The organism is Curtobacterium sp. NPDC098951 (genome assembly GCF_044759965.1).
GTDB lineage: Bacteria > Actinomycetota > Actinomycetes > Actinomycetales > Microbacteriaceae > Curtobacterium.
In genome coordinates, this window is sequence record NZ_JBIWAG010000011.1 from 1 (window position 1) to 15,110 (window position 15,110).

The following is a 15,110-nucleotide window of genomic DNA, read 5'->3' on the forward strand; positions in this document are numbered from 1 at the left end:
GCCATGCCACGAAATTAGCATCATGCTAGCAAGTTAAGCGAACACTGACATGATAAATTAGTGGTTAGCTATATTTTTTACTTTGCAACAGAACCAAAATAAATAATGCTTTCTTCATATTTTCCTCCTTTTTTTAATTTTATTATAACTTTGTAAAGTTTATATATAAATGCACTGTTTTATGATATGTTGTAAAAGTAGATTTATAATATATCATTATTTTTTCTTATATAAAAGTAAGAAGGTGAATAAAAATTAATTTAAATAATTTAAGTTTTGAGGCTATGTTGTTATATTTAAAAGAACAAAAGACAGGAGTTGGAAATTCTGTAAGCTTGTATAAAAACATATCATCTAAACGGAAACTTCCGATAAATTTCTATAAAAGTCTTATAAACGTTGGATGGGGTTGTAATATTTCTGAAGATGATATTTATATTTACTATTTTAAAAATAATGAAAAAAGGACAATATTATTAGAGAACCAAAAGTTAATAAAAAAAAAAACTATTTGTCTTAGGAATTAAAGAAGAAAAGGATAGCACAACTTATGCTTTATCTATAAATCATTACTTAGCAGATGAAAGAACGTTAAATTTGTTTATCAATTTAATTGAAACTGGAATAAACATTTCTATCAAAGACGCTATAAATAAAGCAAAGACCATGAAGAGTAATTATAAAGATTACATACAAAAGCAATATAATTTTATGCATTCTCCATATAAAAATAAAAATGAATTTAAACCAATAAAACTTTCTCGAAAGGGAGCATTAAGCTGGGATATTGAAAAACCACGAATTACTATTTCTAAAAAGTTGAATTTTTCTGTTTGTGTGGAAGAATTTTTGTTTGAATTAGTAGAATTTTTAAAAGAAGAAAAAGTTTTTTGTAGTGGTAATATTTTGTGCACATCTCAATTATGGTCATCTGTTTACGATTATGATTGCTTAGGCATGACTACAGGACTGATTCCTATAAAAACAGATGAGAAATCTGTATATTCGGAAATAAAAAAAGGAGTTAGTTTAGAAGCTAAGGCATTTAAAGATAGTACTTATAAGTACATTTTAGATGCTTGTTTGTTATCAGAATTATTTATCAATACATCTACAATTAGAAATATCCCTTCCCAGTATACACTAGACAATACTTTCCCAGTTGGAATTGAAATAGATCATAGGAATGACAGTATTGTAAAAATAATACTCGAAGGAAAATTCTGCTCTAAAGAAGCGATAAAAAAATTACTAAATAAATTAGAATTGAATTTTAAAGGAGATTAAATAAATGGAATATGATATTCAATATATTAAAAAAAACTTTAAAGATATATTAGAAACAGATGATATTAATGATAATTCTAATTTTTTTGAAAAAGGTGGAGATTCTTTTGATGCTATAAGACTAATGAGTTCTCTAGATAATGATTTACCAATAATAACTATTTTTGAAAATCCTACCCCGTTAAAGTTAATGGAATATCTTAACGGTGAAAAAGCCAGAAAATTCGCTCGATTAATCCCGTTAAAAAATGAAAAAATTATAAATCATGAAATCAATAATGTTTTTATTGGTGTCCCATTTGGTGGAGGAGACCCAACTTCGTATAAGAATATATTTAAAGACAATGATGATTTTATGGTTTACGGGGTTGACTTCGGTGATATTTCTTCAGACGAAGAATATCTAGAAAAAAAGTTTGAAAGTATTATTGCGGAGATTAATAAAATTAATAGTAAAAAAATTATTATATATGGCCATTGTGCTGGTGCATCAACGGCTACTTATTTAGCTTCAAAATTAAATAAAAAAAACATATATTTAATAATAGGTGCTTCTATGCCGGTTATTAACCCTGATAAATCGCTTGAAGAGTCACGAATAACATCAAATGAAGAGTGGGGTGATTACCTAAGATCTATTGGCGGTTTCGAAGGATTAAATGATAAAGAAATTTCGGGTATGTTAACTCGAGGGCGAAGAGACCACATAATATCTAATGAGATGTATAGAATACTACTAGGAGATAAGTACGATAAGCCCGTTGCTAAAATATTATTAGGAGATAATGATCCCTCGATATCACATACATCTAAAGCTATCGATGATTGGAAGAAGTTTTTAGAAATAAACGAAAAAGAAATAGTTCATGAGGGTGGACACTACTTTTTAAAGACACATTTATCAGAAGTTGAAAAAGCTATATATTCTTATATACAAAAGGATGATGAATAAATGAAAAATAAATATAAAATTATAGACAATCAATTTGATTTAATAAGTAAAGGTAAAACTGAACTAATATATAAAGACTTAGAAGTTAATAATATACTTGATAAAGAGATTGAGAAGCAACATAAATCACTTTCACTAGTTGCGTCTTGTTGTGCGGTGGATCCTAGCATTTTATATGCAACATCATCAACGTTAGTTAATGTTACAGCAGAAGGAAAACCAGGTAAAAGGTACCATGCAGGTTGTGAGTTTGTTGATAAAATAGAGCAATTAGCAATTGATAGAGCTTGTCAAATTTTCGATGCGAAATATGCTGGGGTACAACCACATTCTGCATCTAGTGCTAATTATCAAGTGTTATCTGCAATTTTAGATCCTGGAGATACTATATTAGGTATGTCACTAGATGATGGAGGACATTTAACACACGGGAGTAAAGTAACTTTTTCTGGTAATTATTATAAAGCTATAGGTTATCATGTGGATAATCAAGGAATAATCGATTACGACGAAGTTGAAAGAATAGCTAAAAAGTATAGACCAAGACTTATCATTTGCGGAGCTACAGCTTATTCTCAAGTTGTAGATTTTAAAAAGTTTAGAGAAATAGCAGACTCAGTCGGTGCAATTTTAATGGCCGATATTTCTCATATAGCTGGTTTAGTAGTTACCAATAGACATCCTAGCCCAATAAACCAAGCACATATAACTACTACATGTACTCATAAACAGTTAGCAGGACCCAGAGGCGGTTTAATTTTATCGGGTAATGATTCTGATGAAATCGTCCCAGGAAAAAACATCACTTTTAGGAAGTTATTACAAAAGTCTATATTCCCGTGGATGCAAGGAGCTCCAGCAGTAAATAATATAGCAGCCAAAGCAGTGACGTTTGAATATGCAAAATCAAGAGAATTTTATGAATATATAGGAAGAATTAGAGAAATAGCAGATTTAATAGCAAGTTTATTAATTAAGAAAGGTTATAAAGTTATAGGTAATGGTACTAAAAATCATACAATTTTGGTTGAATTGCCAGAAAATATTACAGGTATTATTGCTGAAAAAGCATTAGAGGAATGCTCAATAATAGTTAATAAGAATAGAATACCAGGAGAAAAAAGAACATCGACTATAACAAGTGGTTTGCGAATTGGAACAGGTGCGTTAGCCCAAAGGTATCTGGATACGGAAGGATGCTCTAAAATTGTTGATTTAATAGATGAAATTTTAACGAAAATAAAAGTCATTGATGATAAGAGTTATGAATTATCAGAAGAATCAGTAAATAATTTTAAGATTACAGTTCAAGATCTCTGTGAAAAATATCCTATAAAAAAATATACTCAAAAATATTAAGGTGATTTTATGAGTATAAGTAAAGAAAAAATTTCTAAATGGCTAATTTATGAACATTTAAAAAAAATGGAAAATATGAATCTTGAAGAAATTTCCAGTTTATATATTGGAATATATTCTAGTAGACCAACTAGCTGGCAAGTTGTGATGTCAAGAAATTCAAATATAACATTGAGTCAAGCTATTTCTATGGAGGAATCTGAAAATTTAATTAGAATTCCAGGAATGAGAAAATCTAAATTTATAATGAAAAGGGAAATAGCAAAAAAAGTATTCAATACATTTAAAATGGATTATTCAAAACATGAATGGAGATTAAAAGAAGGAAATTTAACCTTTGAAGATTATAAGAAATTTATAATACAAATTAAACATTATACAAGCGATAATCCTAAAAGTTTAGAAAGTATTAGAAAATATATGGATATTAATAAAAAAAGTATTAGATCTATTGTTAACTTTGGTACTTATATAGGTGATTTATTGAGAATCCCCACTAAAAACATATGGTCAAATAGATGGGGGTATAAAAGTTTGCCATATAATTTTTGGAATATTGATTATGATTTAGAAAAAATAAAGAAAGAATTAGTTGAGAGTTATCTGTATCAGTATGGACCTGTTACATCTGAAGACATATCTTGGTGGATGGGGATTGGCAAAAAGGAAGCGTTATCAATTTTGAAACGAATCAATTCAAAAAAATTAAGTGAAGATTTCTGGATCCATTCAAAAAAATATAAAGAATTCAAATTTTTTGAAATGAAAGATGAAAATATAGATGAGTGTAAATTATTACCTGCTTGGGATCCAATTTTAATGGGATATAGTCCTAATTCTATTCAAAGAGAAAGTCTAGGGCTAAAAGATATAGGAGCATATGATAAATCAGGAAATGGATTGCCAGTAATAATACTAGGAAATCAAGCTGTAGCAACTTGGAAAATAAGGAAAAGAAATAATAAACGTATTTTTGAATCAGATCTCTCTCATATTAAGGTTGAAAATTTAAAAATTATAAATAGTGCGATATTAAAATGGTGCGCAAGATTAGGTGTAGAATATTCTAAATAGGGAGTGGTTGAAATGTTGAACCATGAAGTATGGGAAATTTTTGAATCTGAGTATTTTGATACAGACAAAGAGTTTTGGAGTGAAAAATTAATTCAAAATAAAAACTTTGATATTCTATCAATGTTAGCTTTAGTAGTAAAAACAACCTCATATATCAATGAAAAAACAGTTACTAATATAAAATTAGAATTTAATGATCAAAAAAAAATTATCAAATCTAATAAAGATGAAATTAGTAAAACAACTAACTTTATGGAATATGCAAGCAAGCTTCTAAGTGAAAATCCTAAAATAAACGAAGAGTTCCTAAATAATAACAATGATGAAGATATTGATATAACTATTACTGATAAGAAAGAATTTGATGGTACAGTAAATTTAGTCTACGATGGAAATTTTTGGTATTTAAAAGTCAAAAAAATAAAAATAAGTGAAATTAATTTTTATGAGCTTTTGAAGGTATTTAAATTCACTTTAGACGAGCATTTTTATCAAAATTATGAAGATGTTAGTTCGAAAGAAGTTAAAATAAAAACTTTTGCACAGCGATTTTATGAAATTGTCAAAAAAGATGGCAATAAAATAGCTATTGTAGATGAAGAAAACAGTGTCAAATTGAGTTATGAAGAATTATGGGATAAGTCTAGTGTATTAGTAAATAATATAAGTGAAAAAGTAAAAAAACAGCAAATTAAAGTAGCATTATGTATAGAAAAAAGTTGGAAATATTTATTAGCTGTTTTAGCAGTTCAACGCATTGGTGGTACCTGTGTTTTAATGGATATAAGCCAACCAATTAATAGATTGTTGAGTTTTCTAGATGATGTTGATCCTGATTTAGTTCTAACATCTAATAAAGTTTCAGATATTATACCAAATAATAAATTTATAACTTTAGACGTGGAAAAAAAGTGGGATAGCAAATTGTTAAATCAACCTAGTTTTCCCTCTATAAATTTTGATGAAAAATCAAGCTTTATAGCTGGAACATCTGGCACAACAGGGAAACCTAAAGCAGCTTGTTTATCATATAAAGGAATGTCTGTAACCTTAGATTCTATAATTAAAACAGCAAGTTTAAATATAGGGAGTATAGGTACATGGTTTTCTTCTCCTGGTTATGGAATGATAGAAGTTGATTGTTTACCTGTTTTAAGTGCTGGTGGAACAATTAAAATATATCCTCAAAAGTTATCTAAAGATGTTACTAGTATTATAAATTGGATGAATGAACAAAGAATTAATCATACACTTGTAATGACTTCAATTGCTGAAGCTATATGGGAAACACCTATAAAAACCAGATTATCAACTATGATTATAGCAGGAGAGAAATGTAAGAAATGGCCACCTGATAATATTTTTTACTCAGTTTTCAACGTATACGGTGCTGCAGAAGCAGCGGTAGTTTCAATTGAAAATTTATCAACCTATAGAAACATGAAGACCTTACCTACTGTTGGACATCCTATAGAAGGTGCTAACGCTTATATTGTTAATGAAAAAGGGACTCCATTACCAAGGGGATGTATTGGAGAACTAGTTGTTACAGGAGAAACTTTATCTTTAGGTTATGTAAATCCGAAAGACACAAAAAAGTCTTTTGATATTAATAATTTAGATGATAGTTCTCGTTTAAAATACAATACTGGAGATAGAGCTAGGATAAAATTGAATGGAAAAATTGAAATTTTAGGAAGAATTGATTCACTAGTAAAAGTTAGAGGACATAGAGTTGACTTATCAGAAATAGAAATTAAAGTATTAGAAATAAAAGGTGTTAAAAAAGTAGCGGCTGTTTTATTAAATGAAAAAATAGTTCTTTTTGTTGAGAGTAATAGAACTGATAATGAATTTTTAAATTCTATAAGAAAACACATAAAGAAATATTTACCTGGGTATTTTGAACCGACACATATAGAATTCAAGAAACTTCCTTTAACTAACAATCAAAAAGTCGATTATAAAAAATTAAAAAATTATAAGTTTGATAAAGGACAAAAGAGAATCAAAATTTCTTCACAAATAGAATTTTATTTAAAAAACAAATGGGAAAAGTGGACTAATTCTTGCCTAAGAAATAAAAACTCTAATTTCTTTTATGATGGTGGAGATTCTTTAAGTGCTATGAGATTAATAGGTGAATTGTCATATGAAAAAGGAATTAAAATAAAAATGAATGAATTTCTAGAGGATCCAACTTTTTTCTCATTTGTAAATTTGGTAGAAAATTCTCAAAAAAATGAACTGCCTTCCTTTGAATTAACAAATAAAGTTGATAAGTATAAACCTTTCCAATTAAATGAAAGCCAACAAGCATTATGGATTGGAAGAGGAATGGATTTTAATTATGGTGGTGTAGGTTGTCAAGGTTACTTTGAATGGAAAGTAGATAAAATAGATGTTAAAAAATTATCAGATTCTATAAATCATCTGATTAATAGACACGACATGTTGCGGATGGTAATCAATAATAGAGGGAAACAGGAAATAATTAAAACTCTAACGAAGCCATATGAATTAGAATTTAATGATTTTAGTAAAGAAAATCTAGAATTTAAAAAAAATAAAATTAATCGGATTAGAAATAAGATGTCTAATGAAGAAATAGGTTTTTCTAATTGGCCATTGTTCAAATTCAGTCTTTCAAAAATAGATAGCAGTGAATATAGATTACATTTTTGTATAGATATGCTTATTGCAGATGCATGGTCAATATTTCAAGTTTTAATACCAGATTTAATAGATATTTATTCAGGAAGAGAGCAATATTTACCTGAGATAAAAACAAGTTTTAAGGATTATGTGTTATATAGAGAATCTTTAAAGAAAACCAATCAATATTTAGAATCTAAAAAATATTGGTTAGATAAAGTAACTAATCTACCGCCTGCTCCTAAATTACCAATGGTAGATAAAAAGAAAATAAACGGACATCATCAATTTAAAAGATTTGAAGGAGTATTGGAGAAAAGTAAATGGGACGCACTTAAAATTAGTGGTCAGGAAAAGGAAATTTCACCATCAGGAATTATTGCTTTAATTCTTTGTGAAGTTTTACGATTTTGGAATGAATCAAATGATTTTACGTTAAACTTTCCTGTATCAGATAGGTTACCAGTTAGTGATGATATAGATAATATAGTCGGAGACTTCACTAATACATTATTGGTTCCGTACAGTGTAGGTAAAAATTTAAAGTTAGAAGATAAGGGCTCTATTTTACAAAAAGAAATATGGGAAGCTCTAGACAATAGATTATTTACAGGTGTAGAAGTTTTAAGAGAATTATCTCGTAGAAATAAAAACGGAAAAGAACCTTTAATGCCGGTCGTATTAACTAGTTTATTAGGCCACCCTAAAAGACGTGATGCTTCTTTACTAGGGAAAGAGGTATATGGTGTTTCTCAAACTCCTCAAGTAACGCTTGATGTTCAAATAAGGGAGTCAGAAGGTGATTTAATTTTTAAGTGGGATTATTTAAAAAATGCAATTCAACCAGTTGTCGTTGAAGACATGTTTAAAACTTTCTCTAAACTATTAAATAATCTTTGTGATAATCCTTCAATTTGGAAAAAAAGAAGTTTAGACTTATTACCCTCATATCAGAAAAAACAAAGAGAAACAATAAATTCAACAGAATCAATTTTACCTAATATAGCTTTGAGAGACTTATTATTAAATAAATTAAAAGAAAAACCTAATGAGACATTTCTTATCTATAAAAATAATTCATACACCTGGAAGGAAATTATAGATAAATCTAAAAAAGTAAGTAATTTAATCAACAAATATCGTAGTGCTGAAAAAGAATTTGTAGGTATATTACTCCCTAAAAGTGTTTATCAATACCAGGCTGTTTATGGTTGTTTAATAAGTAATACTGGTTATGTTCCGATTGATATAGATCTCCCTTTAGAGAGAATTAAAAAAATTATTGAAAAAGGAAACATCAAAACTATTATTACTAGTAAGGAAGTTACATTATTAATAGAAGGGTTAAACAAAATAGAGATAGAGTGTTTAGAAAATACAGAGGACAAAAAAATAGGAATAAAAACTAAGCCTATTGATTATTCTCCCTATGTCATATTTACATCTGGTTCAACAGGAAATCCCAAAGGTGTTGAAATTTCAGAGGAGTCAGTAATAAATCATATTTATGATGTTGTAAAGAGATTCAATTTAGATAGCGAAACATGTCACTTAGCTACAGCTTCTTTAAACTTTGATATGTCAGTTTTTGATGTGTTTGGTCCATTACTTCATGGCGGAAAAGTAGTTATACCTGAACATAAAAATGGTCCTGATATCGAAACATGGGTAAATCTACAAAAGAAACATAACGTAAACTTTTGGGCATGTGTTCCAGCTATTATGGAATTAGTTTGTTATATAGCTGAAAGTAGAAGGAATTTTAAAAATATTACTTCTATGAAAAATATTGTAATGGCAGGGGATTGGATCCCTTTAGATTTATTACCAAAAGTAAGAAAAATTTATCCTAATTCTGATTTATATTCTTGTGGTGGCCCTACTGAAACCACGAATTGGTCTATTATCCATAAAATAACAAAAAACGAAGGAGAAATTTGTAATTCAGTTATTTATGGGGTTCCCATGGCAAATTCAAAATACCATATTATGAATCATGATTTAGAACATTGTCCTAATTGGGTAGTTGGAGAAATGATAGTAGAAAGTGAAATTTCCTTAGCAAGAGGTTATTTAGATGAGAAAAATTTAACTAATTACTTCTTTTTTATAGAACCGAAATCAAAAAAAAGAATGTATAGAACTGGAGACTTAGGCAGGTATCTTCCTAATGGTGAAATTGAAATTTTAGGTAGAATAGATAATCAAATTAAAATTAAAGGGCTACGTATTGAATTAAGTGAAATAGAAAAATTAGCATTGGAATTATCAGATGTTGAAAAAGCCATAGCTTTAGCGTTAAAAGATAAAAATGGAAAAAACAAAAATATAGCAATGGTATATATCGGAAATTATTGTAGTGAAAAACTTTTGGAAAAATTAAAGAAAAATTTACCCGACTATATGATACCAAGTTTAATAAAAAGGCTACCGAACTTCCCTTTATCTAATAACGGAAAAATTGATATAAAAAGAATAAGAAATGATTTAACAAGTGAAGAAAAGAAAACTAATAATAATGAACATAATAATATATTGAAAATGGTTATTAAGATAATCAGTGAAACACTTAAGGATGTAGTTGTTCTTCCTGAAGATAGATATTTGGAATTAGATGAAAAGTTGGAATATTACAATGTAATAAAAGAAAAAATAGATAAAGAATTTAATTTAACATCTAACCATATGCTGTTTGATACTGAGGACACAGTAGAAAATCTTTCTAAAAAAATAAAGGAGGCCAATAAGTAATGAACAAAAAAAAGGAACATAATTCAAACTCTAGAAAATATGTTTTAAGAGTTGTAATAAACTCTATATCTAACCATTTAGAAGAGAAAAATATTATACCTCAAGATAATTTTTTAGACATAGGTGGTGATTCGCTTTCAGCAATGAAAGTGAAGATAGATATTGAAGAAAAATTAAATACCAATATCCCTTTAGAGGAGATAATATTAAGTGATTCAATCAATGATTTAGTGAATTATATAACAAAGAGTGGTGAAAGTGATGGATAATAAAGTATTCCAAAAATGGAATAAAGAAATAAATGAATTCTTGAGTCATTCTAAAACAAACATACTTCCTAGAACTTATTATGAAGAAAAAGCCAAAGAAATTATAAATTATGTAGGTAAATATTCAAAATTCTATAAAGATCTTTTTCTAGAAAAATGTGACAATGATAGCATTTTCCCGTTTTTAAAAAATATACCGTTTACAACAAAAGCTGATTTGCAAAGAGTGGGAAGAGATGTATGTAGTATGAACTTCGATAAAATAGCAACTTATTATGAAACAACTGGAACAACTGGTAAGCCAACACCTTGTCCTAGATCTTCTTTAGATATCGAAACTAGTGGTAAATTTGTAGAGCATGCGTTAAAAAAGGCATATTTAAATACTTTTGGTAATATGGAGGCATTAACAGCAATCATGGGACCTTCAGAATTATATGCATTTGGAGACACTTACGGAGAGATATGTAGGAATTTAGGAATCCCATTTGTAAGGCTTTGGCCAGAAAGTCCTAGAGTCGGAGTAGAAAAAGCTGCTCAACTTATAAAAGATTTAAATGTCAAATCTATGATTTGTTCACCTGCCATTGCTTTAGCTTTGGCTAGATACTATAAAAGCTTAAATATAGAACCTTCGCGTTTACCTATAAAACAAATATTTGTTTTAGGTGAATTATGTACTCCTGAAATGCTAAAAAACATTTCCAATATCTGGGATGCTAAATGTACACATGGATTGTATGGTTCTCAAGAAATTCACGCATTAGCTACAGGAACTATAGATGGAGAACTTCTTATATCAGAGACAAATTATATAGTAGAAATAATACCCTTAGCAAATTGGAGCAAAGAAATAGGTGAATTATGTGTTACTATGCTTGTTCCGGGAGCAAAACCACTTATACGCTTTAAAACCGGTGATCTAGCATATATAAACAATGAAAATAACCCAAGAACTTTAAAAATTTTAGGTCGTGTGAAAGATATAATTATTATAGACAACAAAGAAATTAGCCCATTCTTTATAGAATCTTCTATTTTATCAGAATTTAAAACAATATTTGGCTATCAATGCACTATATGGTTAAATGAAAAATCTGAAGAAAATATGTCTATTAATGTAGTGGCAGATGTTACTGAAAGCGAAATTCAAAACATAGAAAAAAACTTGAAGAAAAAATTTAATATAGATGTTTATATAACTACAAAGGATAAGTTAGATCCTAAAACTGAAACAGGAGCCTATGTTTCATGGAAAAGTGCTCGAATAATAGATAGGAGATAAACTTATATGTGTGAACAAGATTTTAACAATATACTTTCTTTAGAAAAAGATATATCAAACGTTTCAACGTCTATCAAAAAAAAATTAGAAATTTTACGAGACTATCCTAAATCTTCATTGTTTGAAACTCGTAAAGGGTTTCAAAATGTTGATGGAAAATCTTCTAATTTAATGATTGGCTTACTTCTAGAAATTAAATTTATTAATAATAATTGGGAATTCTTTAGTGAAAAGATATTTCAAAATTGTTTAGAAAAGTGTAAAAAAATAATGAATAGCAAAGACATTGAAATCAAAGATAAGTTTCGCAAGATATTAAAGCTTCTTCAATTACCAGAAGACTACCCAATAGTTTTCGTTTTAGGTTATAGTGCAACTAGATTTTTTGAAAATATTTCTAATTTTTTTATAAATAAGGAAGAACCTGAGATTATTATACGAGTCTATCATACTATTATTCAATATGATTATAGTATTGAAAATAGAGTTAAAATAAAATATTTAAACATTGACGAATTCAAACATATTGTTAAAAGTGTAACTGCAAAATTAAAATCTAAATATGAACTAGATTTAGAAAATCATTGGGAAAAAGGTAGTATAGAAAATATAACAGAAAAAAATGTGTTTTTAAATTCAGTAAAAAGAGCAAAAGACTATATTAAATCCGGTGATATTTATCAAGTTCAATTAAGTAGATTAGCAAAATCAAATTCTCAAATAACTCCACTAAAGCTGTTTGAAAATTTGACTAAAATTAACCCATCTCCATATATGTATTATATAGACCTAGGGGAAAACAAAGTAATTTCATCTAGTCCGGAGTTAATGATTAGAGTAAAAAACAATAATGCGCAAGTTAGACCTATAGCTGGAACTAAATTGAAAAATAAGGATAATAACAATTTAGCAGGTATTGCAAAGGAACAAGCTGAACATTTGATGTTGGTAGATTTAAGTCGTAATGATTTAGCGCGCTGTTCAAAAAAAAATTCACTTAGAGTTCCGTCATTTATGAAAGAGGAAGACTACGGGTCTTTAATTCATCTAGTTTCTACAATTGAAACTACTGTAGATGAAAATTATGATATATTTGATATTTTATCCCATAATTATCCTGCTGGTACAATGACAGGTGCACCTAAAATAAGAGCTATAGAAATTATAAATGATCTTGAAAAGAATAACCCTCGCGGTTTATTTTCAGGCTGTGCTGGTTATTTATCTAAAGATAATATAGGTACTTTTGCATTAACTATAAGAACAGTATTTGGAAAACAAGGTAATTACTCTTTACGTGCTGCTGCAGGAATTGTAAGTGATTCGAACCCTCATTCTGAATGGGAAGAAGCAGGCAATAAGATCCAATCATTTTCAAAAGCACTTGGAGGAGTATTTTAATGAAGATATTATTAATAGATGCTTTTGATAGTTTTGTTTATACTATTGAACAATATTATAAAGATTTAGGTTGTTATACCAAAGTAGTTAGAGTTTCTAATAATCCTATTAAAGAATATGAAAGTTGGAATCCAGATTTATTAGTTCTAGGACCAGGACCAGGTACTCCAAGTGAGCATGGATATAATAAAATCATTGACAGTATATCAACTGAACAAGCTGTTTTTGGTGTTTGCCTTGGATTCCAATCAATAGGAGAATACTTTAATTTTAAAATTGAATCAGCTCCTAGCATAGAGCATGGAAAATATTCAGAAATATTACATGATAAACAAGGAATATTTCTAAATATTAATAATCCTATTAAAGTAGTTAGATACCATTCACTAACCATTAAAAATAGCAATAAAAACAATGATATTATAATAACGGCTTATGAAAAAAAATCTCATTTAATAATGGGTATAAGACATAAAAGCCGACCTATTGAAGGAGTACAATTCCATCCAGAAAGTATAGGGACTCAATATGGATATAGAATGATTGAAAATTCATTAAAATTAGTAACAAAAAATTTATGAGGAGTGATAAGATGGAAATTTCTAAAAAAGGTAAATGGAGTGCTCTAACAGTAATTTCAGTAATTCAATTCATTTTATTATTAGATGCAACAGTTGTTAATGTTGCTTTACCCAAAATCAAAGAAGATTTAGGATTTACTGATTCGTCTTTAACATGGGTAGTTAATGCTTACTTAATTGCTGCTGGATCTTTATTACTACTTGGTGGTAAAGTTGGCGATGCTTATGGACTAACAAAAATTTTTAAAATAGGAGTGCTAATATTCTGTACCTTTTCATTAATAGCAGCTTTTTCAATGAATCCAATTATGTTGATTACCTCTAGAACCGGTCAAGGTATAGGTGAAGCTTTAGCATCTGCTACAGGTTTAGCAATGGTATCGAGATTATTCCCTTCAGGACCAGAAAGATCTAAAGCATTTGCTATCTGGTCAAGTTTAGGAGGCTTAGGCTCCATTGTAGGAGTACTATTATCCGGTATATTGACTGATTTTTTATCTTGGCGCTGGGTTTTTGGAATTAATGTGCCTTTTATCATGATTATATATGTAGCTATATTATTTTACATACCTATTTTCAAATCTAAACATAAAGTTAAAATTGACTTAAAAAATGCGTTGTTATTAATTTTTTCAGTATTTTTATTTGCTTTAAGTATTGTAGGATCAGGACTAGAAAACTTATTTTGGCTACGTCTGTTACTTCTAGCTTTTAGTATTTTGGGCGTGATATTTACACTAAAACGTTGTAAAAACTCAGAAAAGGGTATTATACCTGCGCGATTAATGAAAAAGTCTCCAAGAATTACAGGATATATTATAGTTGGAATCTTAGCTATTAATTCGGGAGCTTTATTTTATCTTGGTGTTTTAATATTACAGAATAACTTAAATTTAACTCCAATGCAATCCGGCTTAGCATGGTTACCATTTTGTATTGGATTCTTTCCAGGGCTGTTTTTATTTCAATATATAAATGAAAACAGCGGATCAAAAAAAGCTGCTATAACTGGTTTAACATTAGCTGGAATAGGTTTTATATTATTCACTATAGGTATTCCTGTTAATAATTATTGGATAGGTATATTTCCTCCAATGTTAATTACTTCTATTGGGTTTGGATGTGTTGCACCTGTTTCTCAATATTTAGCAACTCTTAATCTTGATGAAGATGATGCTGGAATAGGTAGTGGTATAACTACAACTATACAGCAATTACTACAAGTAGTAGGTGTTTCTGTCTTAGCATCGGTTGCTACTACATACTCTAAAAACTTTGATAATAAAGATTTTATTACTCAAAATGGATTTATAGCCGCTTTTATAATTTCAGTAATCCTAATAATTATTGGAATAATTATAGTATTAGCTAACAATAAAACTTTAGAAGATACTCACGAATCGGTTCTGTTGCAAAGTAAAAAATATAGCTAACCACTAATTTATCATGTCAGTGTTCGCTTAACTTGCTAGCATGATGCTAATTTCGTGGCATGG

The 15,110-nt window shown here is 28.6% G+C and carries 10 protein-coding genes; all 10 read left to right on the plus strand.

The window, feature by feature from the left end; translation table 11 throughout:
- Window positions 1–666: 666 nt before the first annotated feature.
- The 10 genes from ACIQUC_RS17770 to ACIQUC_RS17815 are packed head-to-tail and all read left to right on the plus strand — an operon-like array spanning window position 667 to window position 15,047.
- Window positions 667–1,287: a hypothetical protein gene (locus ACIQUC_RS17770; RefSeq protein ID WP_402269457.1), complete on the plus strand. Its 621-nt coding sequence runs from the start codon at window positions 667–669 to the stop codon at window positions 1,285–1,287.
- A 4-nt stretch (window positions 1,288–1,291) separates the two neighbouring features.
- Window positions 1,292–2,239 (plus strand): phosphopantetheine-binding protein, encoded by a 948-nt coding sequence (locus ACIQUC_RS17775; protein ID WP_103463619.1) that lies wholly within the window; start codon window positions 1,292–1,294, stop codon window positions 2,237–2,239.
- The gene (gene glyA / locus ACIQUC_RS17780) at window positions 2,240–3,598 is read left to right on the plus strand and encodes a serine hydroxymethyltransferase (protein ID WP_103463620.1); all 1,359 of its coding nucleotides are present in this window, start codon (window positions 2,240–2,242) and stop codon (window positions 3,596–3,598) included.
- 9 nt (window positions 3,599–3,607) lie between these two features.
- Window positions 3,608–4,672 (plus strand): DNA glycosylase AlkZ-like family protein, encoded by a 1,065-nt coding sequence (locus ACIQUC_RS17785; protein WP_103463621.1) that lies wholly within the window; start codon window positions 3,608–3,610, stop codon window positions 4,670–4,672.
- A gap of 12 nt (window positions 4,673–4,684) precedes the next feature.
- On the plus strand, window positions 4,685–10,078 hold the full coding sequence (locus tag ACIQUC_RS17790; RefSeq protein ID WP_204973975.1) for a non-ribosomal peptide synthetase: 5,394 nt from the start codon (window positions 4,685–4,687) through the stop codon (window positions 10,076–10,078).
- Complete coding sequence (locus ACIQUC_RS17795) at window positions 10,078–10,347, plus strand: acyl carrier protein (RefSeq protein WP_103463567.1); 270 nt, start codon at window positions 10,078–10,080, stop codon at window positions 10,345–10,347. Before ACIQUC_RS17790 ends, ACIQUC_RS17795 begins: the two co-directional genes overlap by 1 nt.
- Complete coding sequence (locus ACIQUC_RS17800) at window positions 10,331–11,632, plus strand: phenylacetate--CoA ligase family protein (protein ID WP_402269461.1); 1,302 nt, start codon at window positions 10,331–10,333, stop codon at window positions 11,630–11,632. Before ACIQUC_RS17795 ends, ACIQUC_RS17800 begins: the two co-directional genes overlap by 17 nt.
- A gap of 6 nt (window positions 11,633–11,638) precedes the next feature.
- Window positions 11,639–13,033: an anthranilate synthase component I family protein gene (locus tag ACIQUC_RS17805; protein WP_204973971.1), complete on the plus strand. Its 1,395-nt coding sequence runs from the start codon at window positions 11,639–11,641 to the stop codon at window positions 13,031–13,033.
- Window positions 13,033–13,614, plus strand: a complete 582-nt coding sequence (locus ACIQUC_RS17810) for an aminodeoxychorismate/anthranilate synthase component II (RefSeq protein ID WP_204973969.1) — start codon at window positions 13,033–13,035, stop codon at window positions 13,612–13,614. Before ACIQUC_RS17805 ends, ACIQUC_RS17810 begins: the two co-directional genes overlap by 1 nt.
- Window positions 13,611–15,047 carry an MFS transporter gene (locus tag ACIQUC_RS17815; protein ID WP_402269463.1) on the plus strand — a complete coding sequence of 479 codons (1,437 nt, stop codon included), beginning with the start codon at window positions 13,611–13,613 and terminating at the stop codon, window positions 15,045–15,047. The genes ACIQUC_RS17810 and ACIQUC_RS17815 overlap by 4 nt, the downstream gene beginning before the upstream one ends.
- Window positions 15,048–15,110 lie beyond the last annotated feature (63 nt).

Bases quoted from the DNA above. Each gene is read 5' to 3' on its own strand.
- ACIQUC_RS17770 (WP_402269457.1), top strand. From the start codon at position 667: ATGAAGAGTAATTATAAAGATTACATACAAAAGCAATATAATTTTATG.
- ACIQUC_RS17775 (WP_103463619.1), top strand. From the start codon at position 1,292: ATGGAATATGATATTCAATATATTAAAAAAAACTTTAAAGATATATTA.
- glyA (WP_103463620.1), top strand. From the start codon at position 2,240: ATGAAAAATAAATATAAAATTATAGACAATCAATTTGATTTAATAAGT.
- ACIQUC_RS17785 (WP_103463621.1), top strand. From the start codon at position 3,608: ATGAGTATAAGTAAAGAAAAAATTTCTAAATGGCTAATTTATGAACAT.
- ACIQUC_RS17790 (WP_204973975.1), top strand. From the start codon at position 4,685: ATGTTGAACCATGAAGTATGGGAAATTTTTGAATCTGAGTATTTTGAT.
- ACIQUC_RS17795 (WP_103463567.1), top strand. From the start codon at position 10,078: ATGAACAAAAAAAAGGAACATAATTCAAACTCTAGAAAATATGTTTTA.
- ACIQUC_RS17805 (WP_204973971.1), top strand. From the start codon at position 11,639: ATGTGTGAACAAGATTTTAACAATATACTTTCTTTAGAAAAAGATATA.
- ACIQUC_RS17810 (WP_204973969.1), top strand. From the start codon at position 13,033: ATGAAGATATTATTAATAGATGCTTTTGATAGTTTTGTTTATACTATT.
- ACIQUC_RS17815 (WP_402269463.1), top strand. From the start codon at position 13,611: ATGAGGAGTGATAAGATGGAAATTTCTAAAAAAGGTAAATGGAGTGCT.